This is a genomic window from Paenibacillus sp. LBL, from assembly GCF_029893715.1.
In the GTDB taxonomy this organism is placed as follows: domain Bacteria; phylum Bacillota; class Bacilli; order Paenibacillales; family Paenibacillaceae; genus Paenibacillus_AQ; species Paenibacillus_AQ glucanolyticus.
In genome coordinates, this window is the sequence record NZ_JARXYU010000003.1 from 1 (window position 1) to 19,764 (window position 19,764).

Sequence of the window (19,764 nt, forward strand, 5' to 3'; positions counted from 1 at the left end):
AGACCCCTTGAAGACGACGAGGTAGATAGGTTGGAGGTGGAAGTGCAGCAATGCATGGAGCTGACCAATACTAATCGGTCGAGGGCTTATCCAAAAACACCCCAAAAAGTGAAGCAAGGCGTTGAAGCGGATGCCGAATACTTTTCGGGGACCCCGATACCACATCGGGTAATGCTACGGATATCTAATACACGCAAATTTCGTTTCGTATCTAGTTTTCAGGGAATCAATCTCTGTAACTGCATACAAGTTATGATGGAGAGATACCCAAGTGGCTATAAGGGGACCCTCTGCTAAGGGGTTAGACTGCGTAAGCGGTGCGAGGGTTCGAATCCCTCTCTCTCCGCCATTTGAATAACTTACATGCAATTGGTTTTATATGGCGGTGTAGCTCAGCTGGCTAGAGCGTACGGTTCATACCCGTGAGGTCGGGGGTTCGATCCCCTCCGCCGCTACCATACATACCTGGAGGCTTAGCTCAGCTGGGAGAGCATCTGCCTTACAAGCAGAGGGTCGGGGGTTCGAACCCCTCAGCCTCCACCATGTATTCATTTTTATTACCATACCATGCCGGTGTAGCTCAATTGGTAGAGCAACTGACTTGTAATCAGTAGGTTGGGGGTTCAAGTCCTCTCGCCGGCACCATCTTTACCAATGCGGAACTGTGGTGTAGAGGCCTAACATGCCTGCCTGTCACGCAGGAGATCGCGGGTTCGAATCCCGTCAGTTCCGCCATTATTTCTTTATAGGAATAATAATGGTTGGTTTTCCACAGATTAAAGTGGGAAGTGTCACACTCCGCACTTTATTTTTATGTCAATTACATAAGGCTCGGTAGCTCAGTCGGTAGAGCAGAGGACTGAAAATCCTCGTGTCGGCGGTTCGATTCCGTCCCGAGCCACCTTTATATCCTGGAGGATTAGCGAAGTGGCCAAACGCAGCAGACTGTAAATCTGTTCTCGTCCGAGTTCGGTGGTTCGAATCCATCATCCTCCACCAGTAATAAGAGCCATTAGCTCAGTTGGTAGAGCACCTGACTTTTAATCAGGGTGTCGAAGGTTCGAGTCCTTCATGGCTCATCCCAAGAGTCGTCAACGTTGTTGACGGCTCTTTTTGTTTTTTCAGAAGATAAGTTTGCTGCATACCGATCTGCTTTCAATGAATGAATTGTAGTTTGTACAGGGCGATATGCTAAAATAAGAAAAAAACGATAAAGTGGTGGAGTCATCAATGGTGGAGATGGAGCACATCGTTCAGAAGCTGGAGCAGACCCTGGGTACCTCACTCGGTTTAAAAACATTGAACGCGCAAGAAGCGGCATGGCTAAAAGAATCCATGACAGCCGCACAGCGGCATGGCAACCGCATCGGTCATCATAATGTGGAAGAGGCTCTTGGATCCATTTTCCGTGGAGAAAGGGAGACATCACGTAAAGAGCGAACCCATGCTGGCGCCTACGAATATGAAGCGCTTAACGAGGTTTGGATTCCGGTTAATCGGCAGGACCCTGTCCGGGTGATCGTGGCAGATCGGAATGTTCTGACGGAGTCGGAGATTGGCCTTATAACCCTTTTATTGTCGAGCATTCATGAGACATCTCCAGGGATAGTGTCGAAAAGCAGCGTTAAGGTCGAAGATGAACGGCGCGCTCAACAGCTGGGTTCATGGTTAAAGGAACGTCTTCAAGCCGGAGAACTGTTAGCTGAATTGCCGGATGAGCTTCTGCTCCGCTCAAGTTTAACAGAGGAAATGGTTCCATTCCTTCTGATTAATGAAAGCGAACACGCGCCGACGCCGAGTTATAAAGCGCTGCAGCGGTTATTAAAAAGCTATTTTGACGGGGACATTATTCTGGTGCCGCTTCTGGATAAAGAATGGATTATACTTGCGAATCAAGAGCTGTTGGATGGAATCACGACAGATGATAAAGAGGATACCCCAGCCGAGGGCGATCAGGATTTACTGTCTCTGTTCTGTATGGGATTGTACGAGCTGGTTTCAACGGAATGGGTCGGGGATTTCCATATCTCGGCTATACCGGCCGTTAATGCGCTTCATGCTTTGCCACAGACGGTTGGAATGTTGAGGGAGACGATGACAATCGGCCGCACGTTCCAGGTTAAAGAACATATCCATCTATCAACCGGGCTCCACCTGGAGCGTTTGGTATACAGTATCCCTGAGCATCAACGTAATCAGTTCCTGCGGGAGTATGCTGCAGGGCATACCGATTTGTTCGAGGATAGCGAGACGTTGTCTACGCTGGAGTCCTTCTTTGAATTGGACTGCAACGTGAGCGAGACAGCCAAGCATCTGTATATTCACCGGAATACGCTGCTCTATCGTCTGGATAAGATCAAACAGGAGACGGGTCTGGATGTTCGCAGCTTCAGTGATGCGGTATTAGTAAAAATTACGCTTCTATTGTATAAAGTGACGAAAAGGAAATAGGTTTTTTGTGCAGATTGTGTATAGCAAGTCAGGTGCCTATGGGGTAATATAAGATTATAAATTAATTGTATTCGATTTCATAACATTCATATGAGGGGGCAAATGCACATGGCTGGTGTACGCTTAGAGCATATTTACAAAAAGTATGCAGGTGCGGATAAAGCAACTGTAATTGACGTTAATTTGGATATTAAAGATAAAGAATTTTTGGTATTGGTAGGTCCTTCCGGTTGCGGTAAGTCCACGACATTGCGTATGATCGCAGGACTTGAGGAAATTTCTGAGGGTAAACTTTACATTGGCGACCGCGTTGTTAACGATGTAGCACCTAAAGATCGTGACATCGCGATGGTATTCCAATCCTACGCCTTGTATCCACATATGAACGTATATCAAAACATGGCATTTGGTTTGAAGCTCCGCAAAGTGAAGAAAGACGAAATCGATAAACGTGTACGTGAAGCAGCTAAAATCTTGGACATTGAGCATTTGCTCGAGCGTAAGCCAAAAGCTCTTTCCGGTGGTCAGCGTCAGCGTGTTGCCTTGGGTCGTGCGATTGTCCGTGATCCACAAGTCTTCTTGATGGATGAGCCGCTTTCCAACTTGGATGCGAAACTTCGCGGTCAGATGCGTGCTGAAATTACGAAGCTGGTTAAGCGTCTTGAAACCACTTGTATCTATGTAACGCATGACCAAACAGAAGCTATGACAATGGGTGACCGTATCGTAGTTATGCAGGACGGTATCATTCAACAAGCGGATTCCCCAGAACAGCTGTACAACAGCCCTAACAACTTGTTCGTTGCTGGTTTCATCGGTTCCCCAACCATGAACTTTATCAACGGTAAATTGTCTGAACAAAACGGAGGCGTGTACTTCACTTCCGAGGGACTGAACGTTCAGGTTCCAGGCGGCAAAGCTCAAATTCTTAAAAACAAATCGATGATCGGTAAAGAAGTCATCATGGGTCTTCGTCCTGAAGATATTCATGAAGAGCCAGTATTCCTGGAAGCTTCCCCGAACACCATCTTCAATGCAAAAGTTGACGTTACTGAGAACCTCGGTCACGAAATGCTCTTGTATCTGAGTGGACTGGGTACTGATACTGTTATCGGCCGTGTAGACGGACGTTCTACTACACGTGAAAGCGATAATGTTAAATTGGCAATCGACATGAACAAAGTTCATATCTTTGATAAAGAGTCCGAATTGAACGTGTTGCTGGGAGACTAATTCTCCGGTATACGGCATTCTCTTGAAAACCGCCCCTCAAGGGGCGGTTTTTTTAGGAGAAAGAGGCATTTAGAGTGGTACTTATTTTCATTTCTCAGCAGATATAAGCCTATTGTCCCTATCGGAAGGGCAAAGAGAATTGCATTCAGTAGCTTTTTTCGATAAGATAAGCACAAAGCAGGGCATACATAAGTGTTTCGTGCATGCGGAAAAAGCGGCGTTTAGAACGTGGCGACATATGTTGATGACAGATAAAGACGTGGAATTAGAATACTTTTTGAATAAACATTTTTTGGAAATAACCAGATTATGAAATATATCATCCAAGATGAGCCGTGTAACGGCTGTGTTGTGATGTCAACATACAACGGAAGAAGAGGGGTAAGACCATGGCCAAGAAAGTGAAGGTATCCGAGCTGGTCCAGCAGTTTCAGCTGGAGGTCATCGCAGGCGAGGAAGGCTTGAAACGTCAGATTACAACGGACGATCTGAATCGTCCAGGATTGGAAATGGCGGGCTATTTTGAGTACCATCCGCGTGAGCGTGTACAGCTTATGGGGCGCACGGAGCTAGCTTTCTTCGGGATGCTGAAACCGGAGGAACGTAAAGAACGGATGCGTAGTCTGTGTACGGAGGAAACACCGTGTATCGTGGTTACGCGTTCGCTGGAAGTGCCGGAGGAATTGGTTGAGCTCGGGAATGAGCGAGGTTTGCCTATTCTGCGCAGCAGCATGGCAACTACCATTCTAACGAGCCGATTCACAAGCTTCCTGGAGCGAAAATTAGCACCGACTACAACCATTCATGGTGTATTGTGTGATGTATACGGCGTGGGTATGCTGATTACCGGTTCAAGCGGTATCGGGAAGAGCGAGACAGCGCTCGAACTTGTAAAACGTGGACACCGGTTAATTGCCGATGATGCGGTTGAGATTCGCCAAACCTCGGATTTTCAGCTTCACGGAACGGCGCCGGAGTTGATTCGTCACCTTCTGGAGATTCGCGGTGTCGGTATTATTAACGTAATGACATTATTCGGCGCCGGGGCTGTTCGGAATAACAAGCGGATCACCCTCGTTGTTCGCTTGGAGGCCTGGCAGCAGGATAAGCAGTATGACCGTCTGGGTTTGGATGAAGAAACCACGCGTATTATAGAGACGGATATCCCTCTGGTGACCATTCCCGTTCGTCCAGGACGTAACCTTGCGGTTATTATTGAAGTAGCAGCCATGAACTACAGATTGAAACAAATGGGACTTAATGCTGCACTGCAGTTTACGAACAAGCTGACGGCAACCATCGCTGAAGATATGGACGATTTGGACTAGGACTAGGGAGGTTATAAGTGATGCAAACATTGCTCATCGATCCGGTGGCGTTCTCCATCGGATCGCTGCGTGTTCATTGGTATGGCTTGATTTTGGGGCTTGGGGCACTGGCGGGTCTGCTGCTGGCTATTCGCGAAGGCAAGCGTTTTGGCATTCCGCAGGAATTCTTTATGGACTTGCTCTTGCTCGGCGTTCCTTCTGCCATCATCGGTGCACGCATTTATTATGTTGCTTTTAAGTGGGAAGACTATAAGGATAACTTCCTCGATGTGTTCAAAATATGGAATGGCGGTATTGCGATATTCGGCGCACTTATCGGTGCGATTATTTGCGCGCTGATCTTTGTTCGCAGAAGGGGCTACTCGTTCTGGCGAATTGCCGATATCTGTGCTCCGTCTCTATTGGCCGGCCAAATTATTGGACGCTGGGGGAATTTCGTCAACCAGGAGGCCTATGGCGGTCCTGTAAGCGAAACATTTTTGCGCGGGGAGCTGCATCTGCCTAATTTCATTGTGAATCAGATGAATGTACAAGGCGTATTCCATCATCCTACCTTCTTATATGAATCATTGTGGAATTTGGTTGGTATTGTTGTACTGCTTATTATCCGGAGACAAAAATTCTTGCGTTCCGGCGAACTTTTCATCGGATATTTCATCTGGTATTCCATTGGCCGGTTCTTCATTGAAGCGGTGCGCACGGACAGTTTGGCATTTCAAGGCTCTACCGGCCTTGCCGACTTCATTAACAATACGCTATGGGCACCGATGACCTGGATGGGCTTTGAACTGGGCCATCTGGATCCGGCCTACGGAAACATCCGTATCTCACAGCTGTTGTCTGTCTTGTTTATTATTGCAGGCATCATACTGATTATTGTACGCCGTGTGACAGGTCGAGCGAATGTGCGTTATCTGGATCCTATCGTGTCCACCAAAGCAGGAGTCAGCCCAACCCCGGAGGCGGAGCTGCAAACGAATAAAACAGTGAAATCCCCGGCGGCAACTTCTTCGAAAAATCATAAAGAGACAGTGGAAACAGCGGAACTTGTTGATAAGAGCCCTCTTACCCAAGCTCAGGAGACGGAGGCCAAGCAAACGCAGGTGGATGAGACTCCGGTTATAAAACCAGATACGGAGGACAAAAAGGAGTAGTTGCAGCATGATTGAAACCGTACTGTTTGATCTGGACGGCACCATTATTGATACGAATGAATTGATCATTTCATCATTTCTGCATGTATTCGAGTCTCAGGCTCCAGGGCCTTTGACCAGAGAGCAGATCATTCCGCATATGGGGACAACGCTTGAACAGCAGCTGCAGGCTTTCTCGGGGGGCATCGAAGATGTGAGCCCGTTTGTAACAGCCTACCGCTCGTTCAACACGCTTCATCATGATGAGATGGTCAGACCATTCCCGCATGTGAATAAAGTCGTGGAGCGTCTTCATCGACACGGGTTAACCCTCGGCATCGTAACGACGAAGATCCGTCCCTCCACGATGATGACTTTGGAGAAGTTCGATCTCGAACGCTTCATGTCTGCGATTGTTACGGTGAATGATGTAGAACACCCCAAACCGCATCCCGAACCCGTTCTGACAGCGATAGAGCGGCTGGGTGCGAACCCAGAGACAACGTTGATGATCGGTGACAGTCCAGTCGATATTCAGTCTGCGAAGGCGGCAGGCGTTAAGGCTGCCGCAGTATCCTGGTCCCTGAAGGGTGAACTGAAGCTGAAGGAGTATGGTCCGGATTTTATTTTGAAGGATATGAGAGATCTGTACGATATCGTAGGACTTCCAGAGGAATAGGAGTTTTGGCAGCATGGCCAGAAAGATTACCCGTTATCCTGTAGAAGGGCCGAACGCGCTGTGGCAAATCTACCGTACCGTTAGCCCGTTTAAGGGCGTGAAGAACTTCATCTTTATCCAGCTGGCGCGCTATTGCCCCATCCTGCCCATGAAGAACTGGATATACCGCCATATGCTCGGGATGAAGGTAGGTCAGCATACTGCGTTTGGACTGATGGTCATGGTGGATGTGTTTTTTCCTGAGAAAATAACCATCGGTGAGAATTCGGTGATCGGCTACAATACAACCATTCTTGCACATGAGTATTTAATCAAGGAATATCGCCTAGGAGAGGTATGGATTGGGGAGAACGTACTGATCGGCGCGAACACAACGATATTGCCTGGTGTAACCATTGGGGATGGAGCGGTTGTTGCTGCAGGATCTGTTGTACATAAGGATGTGGCACCAGGTGTCTTTGTAGGCGGGAATCCATTGCGAGAGCTGAAGAGGACATCGACGGAAAGTGAGTCAATTTGAGGTAATATGACATGTCAGGTTCTCAAGCTGTCGGATTTATTGTAAAATGAGATGAGGATGACATGACAGAAAGCGAACTATAGTCCCCTGGGTAATGGCCTTGAGGGACTTTTTTGCCCGCCGCCTTATACATGGACTCTATGAAAAAGCTGAAATAAAAGGAGGCGACGCCTGACATGAGTGCTACGCTGAACAAAAAGGAAAGGCTGCCGCAACTCGATATCTATCGTGCGATGGCTATTCTGGGCGTGCTTCACGTACATGCGACTTCATTTGCAACGGTGGATGCAATCGATTCGCGGTTCTATTATATTATTAATTTTTTGAATATCTTCTTTAAATACGGCACACCTTCGTTTATATTTCTGAGCAGTTTTGTGTTGTTCTATAACTATGCAGACCGTCCATTGACCAAGGATTTGATCAAGAACTTCTACAAACGGCGGCTTTTGTATATTCTGCTGCCTTATGTGCTGTTCTCTATCCTCTACTTCTTTGTTCGGATGTATCAGAATGGACTGCTGAACAGTTCGTTTGATCTATGGGCACAAATGCCGCTTTTCTTTGAGCGTCTGATTCGCGGACAGAACTATACGCACTTATATTTTGTATTCATCAGTTTGCAGTTCTACATTCTGTTCCCGATCTTCCTCAAGCTGTTCAAATCGTCCCGGTTTCTGGTGCGGTGGGCGGTTCCGATCGGATTCCTGCTCCAATGGGGCTTCATCTTATGGAATAAGTATGAACTGCAATATACGTTTAAAGGCAGCTTGGCTATCTCTTATCTAGCCTATTACATGCTGGGCGCGTACTTGGCGATGAATTACGATAAATTCAAGGGCTGGTTAACGTCCTCATGGAAGAAGCAGACTTCGGGTCAAAGGGCAGGCACGGTCGTGTTGTGGGCCGGATGGATCGCGGTGGCACTGGCTCATGTGCAAATCTGGTACAATCAGCGATTGCACGGTGCCAAATACGATTCCCTGTTGTACGAGCTGCTGTGGAATCTGCATACCGTCTTCTCTGCGATTGTGCTGATGCAGCTGGCAAGCTGGCTGTACAATAGCGGTTGGAAACTCATCGTTAAGGTCCTGACACGGATTGGCGAGCTATCGTTCGCGATATATCTGGTGCATCCATTGTGGCTGTTCTTGTATCGGGAATACGATCTGAAGCTGAACCCAGTAACCGATGATTATCTCATTTGGGTATATGGCGGTATGGTAACCGCGCTGATTGTCAGTGCGCTTGTGGTGCAAACCATGTTCCGGTGGATCCCGGGCTCCTGGATGCTGCTTGGCAGCGTGCCGCGTTCGTTAAAACCATCATCCAAAGTACCCAAGACGCCGTCGCAAAAAAAGGATACCGTTACAGGCGACAGCAAGAAGTCGGTTGATCTGTAATTGTAATATCTGTAATCATAGCAGGCATAATTTCATCTCATACCAACAATCATGAACCAAGCCGTCCGGCAATCGGGCGGCTTTTTGTATGGGTGCGCATAAGGCATGGCTGGAGATGATCACAAGCCAAGCCAGCCACTGCTGCTCGTTCTTGTGTTACAATTATACCCAGAAGTGAAGCTGGCCCTGGGGCGGCTAATGTCGTTAGAAACAGAGAACGATACATAGATGTACGCATTTCCCATGCATTGACGATCGGGATCTATTCATGGTAATATAGCCAATATCCTTTAATTTATTAGCAAGGTAACACTTTACCATATTAAAGACTTTTTCTGATTTGAGGTGGAGCTTCATGTCTAAACCAAAAGGCTTCGAGAAACCGGCAGGTGTTCGTGATTATCTACCCCATGCAGTCACCAAGCTGCGCCGGATTGAACGTGAAGTGCTTGCGTGCATGGACCGCTGGGGATACCGGCAGATCATGACACCAACGATGGAATATTACGATACAGTAGGCGTAGCAAGCTCTACGTCGGACCAAAAACTGTTTAAATTACTTAATAAACGTGGAACAACAATGGTGCTTCGATCTGATCTTACGGCTCCGATAGCGCGGGTCATGTCATCACTGCTGAAAGATGAGCCGCTTCCGGTGCGTTTGTCATACCATGCCAATGTGTTTCGCGCGATTGAAGAGGAAGCGGGACGGGAAGCGGAATTCTTCCAGACGGGTGTTGAGCTTGTAGGCGATGATTCCCCTGAGGCGGATGCCGAAGTGATTGCATTGGCCATTGAATCGCTCAAGGCGGCAGGCGTCGAGAGATTTAAGATTGCGATGGGGCATATGGGTTATCTTAATGGTCTGCTCCAGCAGGTGCTTCCTGAGCGGGCTGAAGATCAAGAAAGTTTAAAGCAGGATCTGCTGAATCGGGATTACGTCGGATACCGGAATACCATCACCAGCCTGCAACTGGCCCCAGGACAGCAAGAACAGTTAGAAGGAATTCTAAGATTGCGCGGTGGCCGGGAGATTGCCGGTCAAGCTCTTGAAATTAGCAGCAATGACCTCGCCAGGGCTTCTATTGAGCATCTATGCAAGGTGTGGGAGGTGCTGGAGGCATACGATGTCTCCAGGCATGTTCTGTTTGATCTCACCATGCTCGGGGACTTCTCCTATTACACAGGGATGACGTTCGAGGGCTATGCGGCGGAATTAGGCTCCCCTGTGGCAAGCGGTGGTCGTTATGACAAACTGCTCCAGCAGTTTGGCCGTGCGGTTCCGGCAACAGGTTTTGCCATCAAGACCAACCGTATATTGGATGGAGTACAGGGTTCCGAGATTGTGGAAGACCTTCCTGTTCTCATTCGTTACACGGCTTCTTATCGGAAGAAAGGATTAGCTAAGGCGGCTGATCTTCGCGCACAGGGTCATACGGTTATAACTTCAATTATTCCGGATCATGCAAACGGTGGAGACGAAGGGGCTCCTGTCATCTCGGGGAGTTTGCTCCATAGAGGATACCGGGAGATTATCACACTTCAATAGAACGTGGACGTGATTCATCTTTTATATAAGTTAAGGTTAGGAGGATTTGAACGTGGCGGAAACGTTGAAAGTAGCGATGCCCAAAGGGCGTATATATAAAAAAGCATCCGCGCTGTTCCGTTCGGCCGGACTACCGATTCCCCTCGATGTGGATGAAACGCGAAAGCTGGTCATTTCCTTGCCGGAGGCAGGAATGGAATTTATTCTGGCGAAGCCGGTGGATGTGCCGACTTATGTGGAATACGGTGTCGCCGATATCGGTATCGTGGGCAAGGATGTGCTGATGGAGGAGAACAAAGACGTTTATGAGCTGCTCGATCTCGGAATCGCGAGGTGCAGGATGTCGGTTATTGGCTTGCCAGATTGGAAGCCGGGCATTACTCAGCGGGTGGCAACCAAATATCCGAATGTGGCATCACAGTATTTCCGTGAGCAGGGTCAGCAGGTCGAGGTGGTTAAGCTGAATGGTTCCATTGAGCTTGCACCGCTCATCGGCTTGGCAGATCGTATTGTCGATATGGTCGAGACGGGTCAGACCCTCAAGGAGAACGGACTGGTGGAGATGACCAGCATTTTTGAAATTACGAGTCGTCTCATTGCCAATCGTGTGAGCTATCGGATGAAGAATGATGAAATTCAGGCATTGTGCGATCGGCTGCACAAGGCCATCATGTCTGAGGGAGCTCATGTTTCACGGTAGAGACCATGCAGCGGGATAGGGGGAGATTAAGGTGAAGGTTGTATCAGCACAGGATTTTAAGCTGAAGCGGGAGACCGATTATGGCACACCGGAGCAGAACGAAGTCGTTAAGGCGATTGTGCGGGATATTCGAACGGAAGGGGATGCTGCCTTGCTGCGGCATACTGAGCAATTGGATCGCGTCCATCTGACTGCGGACCAGCTTCGCGTAACGGAGGAAGAGCTCAAGGCGGCTTACGGTCATGTGGAGCCTTCGTTCGTGAAGGCGATTCAGGCAGCAGCGGATAACATTCGTAGATTTCATGTGAAGCAGAAACGAAATTCCTGGATGGATTTTCAAGCTGATGGCAGCATACTGGGACAGATCATTCGTCCGTTGCAGCGTGTGGGTGTATATGTACCTGGCGGAAAAGCGGCATATCCCTCATCGGTCCTGATGAATGTCATCCCTGCCCAAGTGGCGGGAGTTCCCGAGATTGTCATGGTGACGCCACCTTCGACCGGCGGTCAGGATGGAATCAATCCTTATATCCTGGTGGCTGCTGCGGAGGCTGGCGTTACGGAAATCTACCGCGTAGGAGGAGCACAAGCGATAGCTGCGCTGGCTTATGGAACGGAGACCATCTCTCCTGTCGATAAAATTTGCGGACCTGGCAACATTTACGTGGCGCTGGCCAAGCGTGAAGTGTACGGTGCGGTCAATATTGACAGCCTGGCCGGTCCGAGCGAGATTGCGGTATTGGCCGACGACAGTGCGGATGCTTCCTATATAGCGGCGGATTTGCTCTCCCAGGCGGAGCATGATGAGTTGGCTTCCGCTATTCTGGTGACACCTTCCCGCAAGCTGGGTGAAGCCGTTGCCGCTGAAGTACAGCGACAGCTCGAGCTGCTGCCGCGACGTGATATTGCCCGTGCTTCCGTGGACAGTTACGGCGCGGTGATCATAACTGAGTCCCTGAGGGAAGGAATCGAAGTCATTAACCGGCTGGCGCCGGAGCATCTGGAGATTGTGACGGAGGAGCCGATGGCGATCGTGGGCCAGATTGAGAATGCGGGAGCTATCTTCCTAGGACCATACAGCTCCGAGCCGGTGGGCGATTATTTTGCGGGACCGAATCATATCATTCCGACAAATGGTACGGCACGGTTTGCATCGCCGGTCGATCTGGACGATTTTATTAAAAAATCCAGCTTGATCTACTACAGCAAAGAAGCCTTGCTGCGTGACGGTGAGCAGATTATGGAGCTGGCCCGCCGTGAAGGATTTGAGGGTCATGCCCGGGCAATCGAGATTCGGCTTGATCATGAACGATAAACAGCAGAGAAGAACAAAAGTCATCCATTTAATATGGATATCCGTATAGAGGAGGCAATCAATCGTGAGTAGTTTGGATGCAGCAGCAAGATCAGCCGGCGTGAGCCGCAAAACCAATGAGACCGACATTACCCTGGATTTCAATGTAGACGGCACCGGGATCTCCGAATTGGAAACCGATGTACCGTTCCTGAATCATATGCTGGATTTGTTTACGAAGCATGGTCACTTTGATCTTCGGGTGAAGGCAAAAGGGGATATCGAGATTGATGATCACCACACGGTGGAGGATATCGGGATTTGCCTGGGGCAGACGTTCCGCGAGGCGTTGGGCGATAAAAAAGGGATTAAGCGGTACGCCAGCGTGTTTGTACCGATGGATGAGGCGCTTGCTCAAGTCATCGTGGATATCAGCAACCGTCCGCATTTTGAGTATCGGGCTGAGTATCCTTCGCAGCAGGTCGGTTCCTTCCATACCGAGCTTGTGCATGAATTTCTGTGGAAATTGGCGCTGGAAGCCCGGATCACGCTGCATGTCATCGTTCATTACGGACACAATACACACCATATGATTGAAGCGGTGTTTAAGGCACTGGGCCGTGCATTGGATGAGGCGACCAGCGTGGATCCGCGGGTGACCGGCGTGCCCTCCACGAAGGGAGTGCTCTAATCGATGGCGATTGCAATCGTGGATTACGGCATGGGCAACCTGCACAGCGTTGGCAAAGCGGTGGAGCGGCTTGGGTATAAGCCGCTTGTCACCGGGGAGCGGGATGAAATCTTAGCTGCAGATGGTATTATCCTTCCCGGCGTCGGCGCATTCGGAGATGCCATGGAGCAGCTGCGCGAAACCTCGCTGGACTCGGTCATGAAGGAAGCTGCGGACGCAGGGAAGCCTCTGCTTGGGATCTGCCTTGGCATGCAGCTCCTGTTTAGCCGAAGCGAAGAGCACGGGAATCATGAAGGGCTGAATATTTTGCCCGGATCGGTTGTGCGGTTTGCGGGTGGCGACTATAAAGTGCCGCATATGGGCTGGAATTCATTGCAGTTCGAGAAGCGGGAGCATCCGCTGTTTGCGGGGCTTGAGGAAGGTCATGTGTATTTTGTCCACTCGTATCATGTTCTTCCTGAGGTTCAGACCGATTTGCTGGCGGCTACCGATTATGGCCAACCAGTGACGGCCATCGTAGGCCGGGGTTCTGTGTACGGCATGCAGTTTCACCCGGAGAAGAGCGGGGAGCTCGGTATGAGTTTGCTTCGTAATTTCTTGCTTTTAACGACGTAAGGCTACCAAATAGACCAAAGGAAAGTGGGAATGGGGATGTCCTCTTTTATCATATATCCGGCAATCGATATTCGCGGAGGTAAGTGCGTCAGGCTCGTTCAGGGCGATTATAATCAAGAAACGGTATACAATGACAATCCGCTAGAGGTGGCAAAATCGTGGGAGGAGCAGGGCGGCCGATTCATTCATCTGGTGGATTTGGACGGAGCGAAGGCGGGTCAACCGATCAATCACGATATCATTGGGAGAATCGCGGCAAGTGTCCAGGTTCCGGTTCAAGTAGGAGGAGGCCTTCGCACGCTGGCGGATGTGGAGCGGCTGCTCACACTAGGCGTAAGCCGGGTCATTATCGGTACAGCTGCCATCGAGGATCGCGTCTTTACGGAAGAGGTGCTGGGCAAGTACGGTGATAAGGTGGCTATCGGAATCGATGCCCGTAACGGATATGTCGCAACACGTGGCTGGCTGGAAACATCCGAGGTGCAGGCCGAGGTGCTGGCAAAAGAACTGGCATCCAAAGGGGCGGAAACCTTCATCTTTACGGACATTTCGCGTGACGGCATGATGCAGGGACCTAATGTGGAAGCGATTGTCTCGCTTGCGAAAGCCAGCGGCCGTTCGGTTATCGCTTCGGGCGGCGTGACAAAGCTGGACGATCTGCTGGCGCTCAGCGCGCACAGCGGGGACGGTGTAGGCGGAGCCATTGTAGGCAAAGCGCTGTATACAGGCAGCATCGATCTGTATGAGGCTGTTACACGAATCGGTTAATGCTGGAATCGGGCATGTTCGGATTAACGATAAATTGAGTTCATATAGGGGAAGAGGGGAACGGCATGCTGGCAAAACGGATCATTCCTTGCCTGGACGTGAAAGACGGCCGGGTGGTGAAGGGTGTTAATTTTGTAAATCTCCGCGATGCGGGCGATCCGGTTGAATTGGCGGCGCTCTATGACCGTGAAGGCGCAGACGAGCTTGTCTTTCTGGATATTTCGGCATCGGTAGAGGGCCGGGCAACGATGGAGGAAGTTGTTCGCCGAACGGCCGGAGAAATCGCCATACCTTTTACCGTTGGGGGAGGCATTTCGTCTGTCGAGGACATGAAGCGGATTCTGCGGGCAGGCGCGGATAAAATCGGGATAAATACGGCAGCGGTAAGACAGCCGGAGCTCATCTCGGCCGGAGCGCGCAAATTCGGCTCCCAATGCATCGTTGTGGCGATTGATGCCAAGTACAACGAAACGTGGGAAGAATGGGAAGTATACACGCATGGCGGACGTACGCCTACCGGCATCAAGGCGCTGGATTGGGTGAAGCAGGCGGAGAGTTTAGGTGCGGGCGAGATTTTGTTAACCAGTATGGATGCCGATGGCACCAAGGACGGGTTCGATCTGGCGCTGACGTCGGCTGTATCCTCGGCGGTAGGGATCCCGGTCATCGCTTCCGGCGGCGCTGGGCGTGAGGATCACTTCTATGATGTGTTCACAACAGGCAAAGCGGATGCGGGTCTGGCGGCAACGATATTCCACTATAAAGAAATCTCGATCCCTCATCTGAAGTTGCATCTTAGTCAAAAAGGAGTGGAGATACGGTGAGCGACGATATGTTGAAAGATTTATCTCTGGAGCAGGTCAGCGAGCATATTCGATGGGACGGGGCAGGCCTGGTACCGACGATCGTACAGGATGCACAGAGCAAGGAGGTGCTGATGATGGCTTATATGAACCGGGAATCGCTGCGATTAACGCTGGAAAGCGGCGAGACTTGGTTCTGGAGCCGTTCGCGTGAGGAGTTGTGGCATAAAGGGGCCACCTCCGGGAACGTGCAGACGGTGGTTTCCATGACGTATGACTGTGATGGGGACACCCTCTTGGTGAAGGTGAATCCGAACGGACCGGCCTGCCATACCGGTCAAACGACCTGCTTCCATAATGAGATTACCGTTCCGGGTCAACAGAGTGAGCCTGCCAATCAGGGTACGGCGGCGGAATCTGGGGAGCGCTTTGCCGTTCTTGCCGAGCTGGAAGAGGTCATTGCCCAGCGTGAGATCGAGCGTCCGGAAGGCGCTTATACGACCTATTTGTTTGATAAAGGCGTTGATAAGATCCTCAAGAAGGTGGGCGAAGAGGCCTCGGAAACGATCATCGCCGCCAAAAATAAAGACAATGCCGAGCTTAAACTTGAAATCAGCGATCTGATCTACCACCTGCTGGTGCTCCTGCAGGAACGGAAGCTGCCGCTGGATGAGATCATGGGTGAGCTGAGCCGCCGCCATGAACGGCCGCGCCGCGATTAGGAGGGGCTGCCCATGCATATAGATTACCATACCCACCATGCCCGCTGCGGACATGCTGAAGGCCAGCTGGAGGAGTATGTGCGGCGCGCTGTTGAGCTTGGGATGGATCAACTGGGTTTGTCGGATCACATGCCCTTGATCCACGTCAATCCAGAGGACTATTACCCTGAAATGGCGATGCCGATGGACGAGCTGCCGCGTTACGTGGAGGAATGCTTGCTGCTAAAGGATCGTTACAGGGGACAAATCGACATTCGGATCGGACTTGAAGGCGATTATATCGAGGGATATGAAGAACAAATCGAGCGAATCGTGAGGGACTATCCCTGGGATTATGTGATAGGCTCCGTACACTTTCTGGGAGAATGGGACATCACGGATTATCGCCAGACCCACGGCTGGGATGGCAAGGATCCGCTTGAGGTCTACGGTCAATATTATGATGCGGTACAGAAAGCCGCCGCAACCGGATTCTATGATATTATGGGCCATCTGGACGTGATTAAACGATTCGGATATGGACCAGGTCCCGATCAGAAGCTGGACGTGATCGCTCTGGAACAAGCAGCGCTTGCTGCCGTAGCTCACAGCGGGACTGCCATGGAGCTGAATGCTTCCGGATTATCGAAGGCATGCGAGGAAATGTTCCCAAGCCGCCGCATGCTGGAGGAAGCGGTCCGACTCGGCATCCCGTTGACTTTAGGGTCGGATGCCCATCAGCCGAAGAAGCTCGGTGAACATCTGGATCAGGCACGGGCACTGTTATCCGAGCTGGGTGTTCGGGAAATCGCAACCTTCCGTAACCGGAAGCGGGAGATGGTGCTTTTGAATGTGGGAGAAAACAATGTATAATAAAGACAAGCACTAATTGCAAACAGGTTCATTGCAGACGGCTGTTTTCCTCTCCAGAAGACCCTCATCGACGGGTGCAGGAGATGGGAACGGCCTGATTTGACGATATAGCGCTTTCAAACCATCGTTGCGTCAGCCGACCATATAAACCACTCTCGTCAGGAGGTCCTCATGTATCGTTCACTACGATTGTTCGCCGGAACTTCCAATCCGACGCTGGCGGCAAGCATCAGCCAGCAGTTGGGAGTTGAACTCGGGAAGATCAAAATTTCCCGCTTTCAGAGTGGCGAAGTTTACGTGCATTATGAAGAGAGCATCCGCAATTGCGATGTCTTTCTGCTCCAGTCCTTTTCTCACCCGATCAATGAAATGTTTGTGGAACTGCTGGTGATGATTGATGCCGCCAAACGTGCTTCCGCCCGAACGATTAATATCATTGTGCCTTATTACGGTTATGCCAGACAGGAACGCAAATCGGCCCCGCGCGAGCCGATATCCGCAAAAATGGTAGCTGATGTGCTTACCACCGCCGGGGCCAACCGAGTCATCACAATTGATCTGCATGCGCCAGCTATACAGGGCTTCTTCAATATCCCGGTGGATCATCTGACTGCGCTGGATTTGATCACGGATTACCTGAAAGCTAAGAATATCGAGAAGCCTGTCATTGTATCTCCGGATGCGGGACGGGCCAAGACAGCGGAGAAGCTCGCAAGCCGCCTGGGTTCGCCGTTTGCCATGATGGTGAAGCAGCGCCCTGCCCATAACGAAGCGGTCATCACCCATGTCATTGGGGATGTGGCGGATCGTACGCCGATCATTATCGAGGACTTGATTGATACGGGATCAACGATCGTACAAGTGGTAGAAGGTCTGAAGGAGCGCGGGGCCCAAGATGCCATTGTATGCGCGACCCATGGACTCTTCTCCGGGGAAGCTTTGACCCGGCTTGATCATGCACATATCGAGGAAATTGTTATTACAGACTCGATTGCGCTCCCTGAGCATCACTGTAAGATGCGGCTGAAGGTGCTGTCCATTGCGCCTATGCTGGCACAGGCATCTCATATCATTATCGAGGGCGGATCGATCGCCACTTTATTCAAAGACGCCGGTGTGTAAACTGGTGTCTTTTTTCTGCAAATGACATTGTAACTTGTGTTATACTGTTCTGGATAGAGGAGCAAGTTAAAGGAGGTGCCTTGCTTTTCGTGAATGGTAATCCATATGGGTCCAGTGACCCCCACAATGTTATATCTATCGAGATGAATGCCAATTTTTTCTTCGATCGCGCGGTTCGTTCGCTTGATCGTTACCAATATGACAAGGCTCTGAAGTATTTTCGCAAAGCTGTTGAATATGAACCGGATAATCCGGTGAATCATTGCAATATGGCGGGTATATTATCAGAGACGGGAGATTATAAAGCTTCGAACGATGTTCTGGCTCACATCCTGGAGCAGGTGGACCCGTTGATGACAGAATGCTATTTCTATATGGCGAACAATTACGCTAATATGGAACAGTTTGAGAAGGCGGAAGAGGCGCTTGTCACTTATCTGGAGGAAGATCCGAACGGCCAGTTTCTGGATGAGGCGGAAGAGATGATGGAACTGCTTCATTATGAGCTTAACCGTCCTGCCAAGCTGAACCGGATCAAGAGTCGTGAAGGCGTGGTCGAGCATGAGCATGCGCGGGCACTGCTTGAGGAAGGCAAGTTCGCACAAGCGGTCAAGCTATTGGAGGAGATCGTCAAGGATTACCCGGATTTTCTGGCTGCGCGCAATAATCTGGCTCTGGCTTATTATTATATGGGGCGTTTCGACACAGCGAAGCGTACCATTGGCGAGGTGCTGGATCAGGAGCCGGGCAATCTGCACGGATTGTGCAATCTGGCCATCTTCTTTCAGCATGAAGGAAATCAGGAGCAGCGTGACCGTTTAATGGACATGCTAACAGTGACGGTACCTTTTCATCTGGAGCATGTGTTCAAGCTGGCTACGACGATGGGAATACTGGGGCAGCATGAAATTGCGTACGGTCATTTCCGCCGGCTTCTGAAGGATGAGGAGTTCAGCGGCGATCCAAGCCTGTACCATTACACGGCCGTTGCGGCTTGCAACAGCGGTGATTATGACAGGGCCGAGAAATACTGGCGGCAGGCGCTGAAGTTGGACGGAGATTCGGTGATTCCGAATTTCTATCTGGCTCAGCTGCAGAAGCGCAAAGAGACTGGAACAGACCAGATGAAGGTAAGCTACCACTATCATCTTCCATTCGAGGAGCAGTTCAAACGCTGGGAGCATGATGGCGATAAATTGACGGAGGAAGCGAAGCAGAATCCGCTAATTCGCTCTTCTTTCTTCTGGGCGCTGAGACATGGCGATCCGCAGACCAAGCTTCAAGTGATCCGAACCCTGGAATTGATTGCCGATGAAGAGGTGCAGCACGCTCTGCAATCGTTCCTTCAGGAACCGGGAGAGGATGCGGAGCTGAAGGATGCCGCTCGTCTGGTGCTCCAGCAGATGGAGGCCGCCAGCAATCGGCTGAAGGAACGCCGCGATGACCGCGAAACGTCCAGCGGCAAGATCCGCGAGGTGCTGCCCGACTGGCTGCCGTCCTGGAAGGCGGTGCTGGAGAAGGCCGAACAGACGATGGACATGCGTGTAGATGCCTTCTGGAAAAAAGAGCTGGAGAATCTCTGGTCCGATTTCCTCAGCCGGCTGTATCCTGATATTCCGAGTATTCGGAATGTGGAGGGCTGGGCAGCGGCATTGGAATATTTAACTGCCAAGAAGCGTGGACGCACCCTGACCTATGAACAGGTTGCGGTCCGTTACGGCATTTCGCCATCCACGGTTAGCCGCTACGCGCGTCAAATTGATAGCGTATGTGAAACGAAAGTGCAGCCGGATGATAATTTCCGGCCATTTACGGAAAACATTTAAGTAACAACCCATATTCGGATACTTAGGAGATCTTGGTACGGAAAATTCCGCAAGTCCTGAATAGGATGTAGTGAT

18 protein-coding genes, 8 tRNA genes and 1 rRNA gene are annotated in these 19,764 nt (G+C 50.4%); all 27 read left to right on the plus strand.

The genetic code is table 11. The features are described 5' to 3' along the window. Nucleotides 1–94, plus strand: a 23S ribosomal RNA gene (locus M2277_RS08460); the annotation flags it as partial. Between the two features lie 163 nt (nucleotides 95–257). Next, nucleotides 258–349, plus strand: a tRNA-Ser gene (locus M2277_RS08465). A 32-nt stretch (nucleotides 350–381) separates the two neighbouring features. After that, nucleotides 382–458, plus strand: a tRNA-Met gene (locus tag M2277_RS08470). A 9-nt stretch (nucleotides 459–467) separates the two neighbouring features. Further along, a tRNA-Val gene (locus M2277_RS08475) sits at nucleotides 468–543 on the plus strand. Nucleotides 544–569: 26 nt separating this feature from the next. After that, nucleotides 570–645: transfer RNA gene (locus M2277_RS08480), tRNA-Thr, on the plus strand. A 13-nt stretch (nucleotides 646–658) separates the two neighbouring features. Further along, nucleotides 659–735 (plus strand) — tRNA-Asp (locus M2277_RS08485). Between the two features lie 93 nt (nucleotides 736–828). After that, a tRNA-Phe gene (locus M2277_RS08490) sits at nucleotides 829–901 on the plus strand. 12 nt (nucleotides 902–913) lie between these two features. Then, nucleotides 914–999: transfer RNA gene (locus M2277_RS08495), tRNA-Tyr, on the plus strand. Nucleotides 1,000–1,006: 7 nt separating this feature from the next. Beyond that, a tRNA-Lys gene (locus tag M2277_RS08500) sits at nucleotides 1,007–1,079 on the plus strand. A 151-nt stretch (nucleotides 1,080–1,230) separates the two neighbouring features. After that, nucleotides 1,231–2,451, plus strand: coding sequence for a PucR family transcriptional regulator (locus M2277_RS08505; RefSeq protein WP_006207512.1), 1,221 nt, complete (start codon nucleotides 1,231–1,233; stop codon nucleotides 2,449–2,451). A gap of 108 nt (nucleotides 2,452–2,559) precedes the next feature. Next, the gene (locus M2277_RS08510) at nucleotides 2,560–3,684 is read left to right on the plus strand and encodes an ABC transporter ATP-binding protein (RefSeq protein WP_006207513.1); all 1,125 of its coding nucleotides are present in this window, start codon (nucleotides 2,560–2,562) and stop codon (nucleotides 3,682–3,684) included. A gap of 389 nt (nucleotides 3,685–4,073) precedes the next feature. Beyond that, complete coding sequence (gene hprK, locus M2277_RS08515) at nucleotides 4,074–5,012, plus strand: HPr(Ser) kinase/phosphatase (protein ID WP_006207515.1); 939 nt, start codon at nucleotides 4,074–4,076, stop codon at nucleotides 5,010–5,012. A gap of 20 nt (nucleotides 5,013–5,032) precedes the next feature. Then, nucleotides 5,033–6,166: a prolipoprotein diacylglyceryl transferase gene (gene lgt, locus M2277_RS08520; protein ID WP_006207516.1), complete on the plus strand. Its 1,134-nt coding sequence runs from the start codon at nucleotides 5,033–5,035 to the stop codon at nucleotides 6,164–6,166. A 7-nt stretch (nucleotides 6,167–6,173) separates the two neighbouring features. Beyond that, nucleotides 6,174–6,824 carry a pyrophosphatase PpaX gene (ppaX, locus tag M2277_RS08525; RefSeq protein ID WP_006207517.1) on the plus strand — a complete coding sequence of 217 codons (651 nt, stop codon included), beginning with the start codon at nucleotides 6,174–6,176 and terminating at the stop codon, nucleotides 6,822–6,824. A 13-nt stretch (nucleotides 6,825–6,837) separates the two neighbouring features. After that, a complete protein-coding gene (locus M2277_RS08530) occupies nucleotides 6,838–7,344 on the plus strand; it encodes an acyltransferase (protein WP_006207518.1) in 507 nt (168 codons plus the stop codon). Nucleotides 7,345–7,520: 176 nt separating this feature from the next. Next, nucleotides 7,521–8,747 carry an acyltransferase gene (locus M2277_RS08535; protein WP_006207519.1) on the plus strand — a complete coding sequence of 409 codons (1,227 nt, stop codon included), beginning with the start codon at nucleotides 7,521–7,523 and terminating at the stop codon, nucleotides 8,745–8,747. A 355-nt stretch (nucleotides 8,748–9,102) separates the two neighbouring features. Continuing rightward, on the plus strand, nucleotides 9,103–10,296 hold the full coding sequence (locus M2277_RS08540; protein WP_006207520.1) for an ATP phosphoribosyltransferase regulatory subunit: 1,194 nt from the start codon (nucleotides 9,103–9,105) through the stop codon (nucleotides 10,294–10,296). Nucleotides 10,297–10,348: 52 nt separating this feature from the next. Further along, complete coding sequence (hisG, locus tag M2277_RS08545; protein WP_006207521.1) at nucleotides 10,349–10,996, plus strand: ATP phosphoribosyltransferase; 648 nt, start codon at nucleotides 10,349–10,351, stop codon at nucleotides 10,994–10,996. Nucleotides 10,997–11,027: 31 nt separating this feature from the next. Continuing rightward, a complete protein-coding gene (gene hisD, locus M2277_RS08550) occupies nucleotides 11,028–12,311 on the plus strand; it encodes a histidinol dehydrogenase (RefSeq protein WP_280754596.1) in 1,284 nt (427 codons plus the stop codon). 64 nt (nucleotides 12,312–12,375) lie between these two features. After that, nucleotides 12,376–12,981, plus strand: coding sequence for an imidazoleglycerol-phosphate dehydratase HisB (hisB, locus tag M2277_RS08555; RefSeq protein ID WP_006207522.1), 606 nt, complete (start codon nucleotides 12,376–12,378; stop codon nucleotides 12,979–12,981). Nucleotides 12,982–12,984: 3 nt separating this feature from the next. After that, nucleotides 12,985–13,596: an imidazole glycerol phosphate synthase subunit HisH gene (gene hisH / locus M2277_RS08560; protein ID WP_006207523.1), complete on the plus strand. Its 612-nt coding sequence runs from the start codon at nucleotides 12,985–12,987 to the stop codon at nucleotides 13,594–13,596. Between the two features lie 36 nt (nucleotides 13,597–13,632). Next, nucleotides 13,633–14,364, plus strand: a complete 732-nt coding sequence (gene hisA / locus M2277_RS08565; protein WP_006207524.1) for a 1-(5-phosphoribosyl)-5-[(5-phosphoribosylamino)methylideneamino]imidazole-4-carboxamide isomerase — start codon at nucleotides 13,633–13,635, stop codon at nucleotides 14,362–14,364. A gap of 65 nt (nucleotides 14,365–14,429) precedes the next feature. Further along, nucleotides 14,430–15,188: an imidazole glycerol phosphate synthase subunit HisF gene (gene hisF / locus M2277_RS08570; protein ID WP_006207525.1), complete on the plus strand. Its 759-nt coding sequence runs from the start codon at nucleotides 14,430–14,432 to the stop codon at nucleotides 15,186–15,188. Further along, nucleotides 15,185–15,889: a bifunctional phosphoribosyl-AMP cyclohydrolase/phosphoribosyl-ATP diphosphatase HisIE gene (gene hisIE / locus M2277_RS08575; RefSeq protein WP_006207526.1), complete on the plus strand. Its 705-nt coding sequence runs from the start codon at nucleotides 15,185–15,187 to the stop codon at nucleotides 15,887–15,889. Before hisF ends, hisIE begins: the two co-directional genes overlap by 4 nt. 12 nt (nucleotides 15,890–15,901) lie before the next feature. Further along, entirely contained in the window at nucleotides 15,902–16,741 is an 840-nt protein-coding gene (gene hisJ, locus M2277_RS08580) for a histidinol-phosphatase HisJ (protein ID WP_006207527.1), read from the plus strand. A 171-nt stretch (nucleotides 16,742–16,912) separates the two neighbouring features. Beyond that, entirely contained in the window at nucleotides 16,913–17,863 is a 951-nt protein-coding gene (locus M2277_RS08585; RefSeq protein ID WP_006207528.1) for a ribose-phosphate diphosphokinase, read from the plus strand. Nucleotides 17,864–17,952: 89 nt separating this feature from the next. Next, nucleotides 17,953–19,689, plus strand: a complete 1,737-nt coding sequence (locus M2277_RS08590) for a tetratricopeptide repeat protein (protein ID WP_481857768.1) — start codon at nucleotides 17,953–17,955, stop codon at nucleotides 19,687–19,689. Nucleotides 19,690–19,764 lie beyond the last annotated feature (75 nt).

What these genes read in the sequence shown, in the direction of transcription:
- M2277_RS08505 (WP_006207512.1), top strand. Translation starts at nt 1,231, where the DNA reads ATGGTGGAGATGGAGCACATCGTTCAGAAGCTGGAGCAGACCCTGGGT.
- M2277_RS08510 (WP_006207513.1), top strand. Translation starts at nt 2,560, where the DNA reads ATGGCTGGTGTACGCTTAGAGCATATTTACAAAAAGTATGCAGGTGCG.
- hprK (WP_006207515.1), top strand. Translation starts at nt 4,074, where the DNA reads ATGGCCAAGAAAGTGAAGGTATCCGAGCTGGTCCAGCAGTTTCAGCTG.
- lgt (WP_006207516.1), top strand. Translation starts at nt 5,033, where the DNA reads ATGCAAACATTGCTCATCGATCCGGTGGCGTTCTCCATCGGATCGCTG.
- ppaX (WP_006207517.1), top strand. Translation starts at nt 6,174, where the DNA reads ATGATTGAAACCGTACTGTTTGATCTGGACGGCACCATTATTGATACG.
- M2277_RS08530 (WP_006207518.1), top strand. Translation starts at nt 6,838, where the DNA reads ATGGCCAGAAAGATTACCCGTTATCCTGTAGAAGGGCCGAACGCGCTG.
- M2277_RS08535 (WP_006207519.1), top strand. Translation starts at nt 7,521, where the DNA reads ATGAGTGCTACGCTGAACAAAAAGGAAAGGCTGCCGCAACTCGATATC.
- M2277_RS08540 (WP_006207520.1), top strand. Translation starts at nt 9,103, where the DNA reads ATGTCTAAACCAAAAGGCTTCGAGAAACCGGCAGGTGTTCGTGATTAT.
- hisH (WP_006207523.1), top strand. Translation starts at nt 12,985, where the DNA reads ATGGCGATTGCAATCGTGGATTACGGCATGGGCAACCTGCACAGCGTT.
- hisA (WP_006207524.1), top strand. Translation starts at nt 13,633, where the DNA reads ATGTCCTCTTTTATCATATATCCGGCAATCGATATTCGCGGAGGTAAG.
- hisF (WP_006207525.1), top strand. Translation starts at nt 14,430, where the DNA reads ATGCTGGCAAAACGGATCATTCCTTGCCTGGACGTGAAAGACGGCCGG.
- hisJ (WP_006207527.1), top strand. Translation starts at nt 15,902, where the DNA reads ATGCATATAGATTACCATACCCACCATGCCCGCTGCGGACATGCTGAA.
- M2277_RS08585 (WP_006207528.1), top strand. Translation starts at nt 16,913, where the DNA reads ATGTATCGTTCACTACGATTGTTCGCCGGAACTTCCAATCCGACGCTG.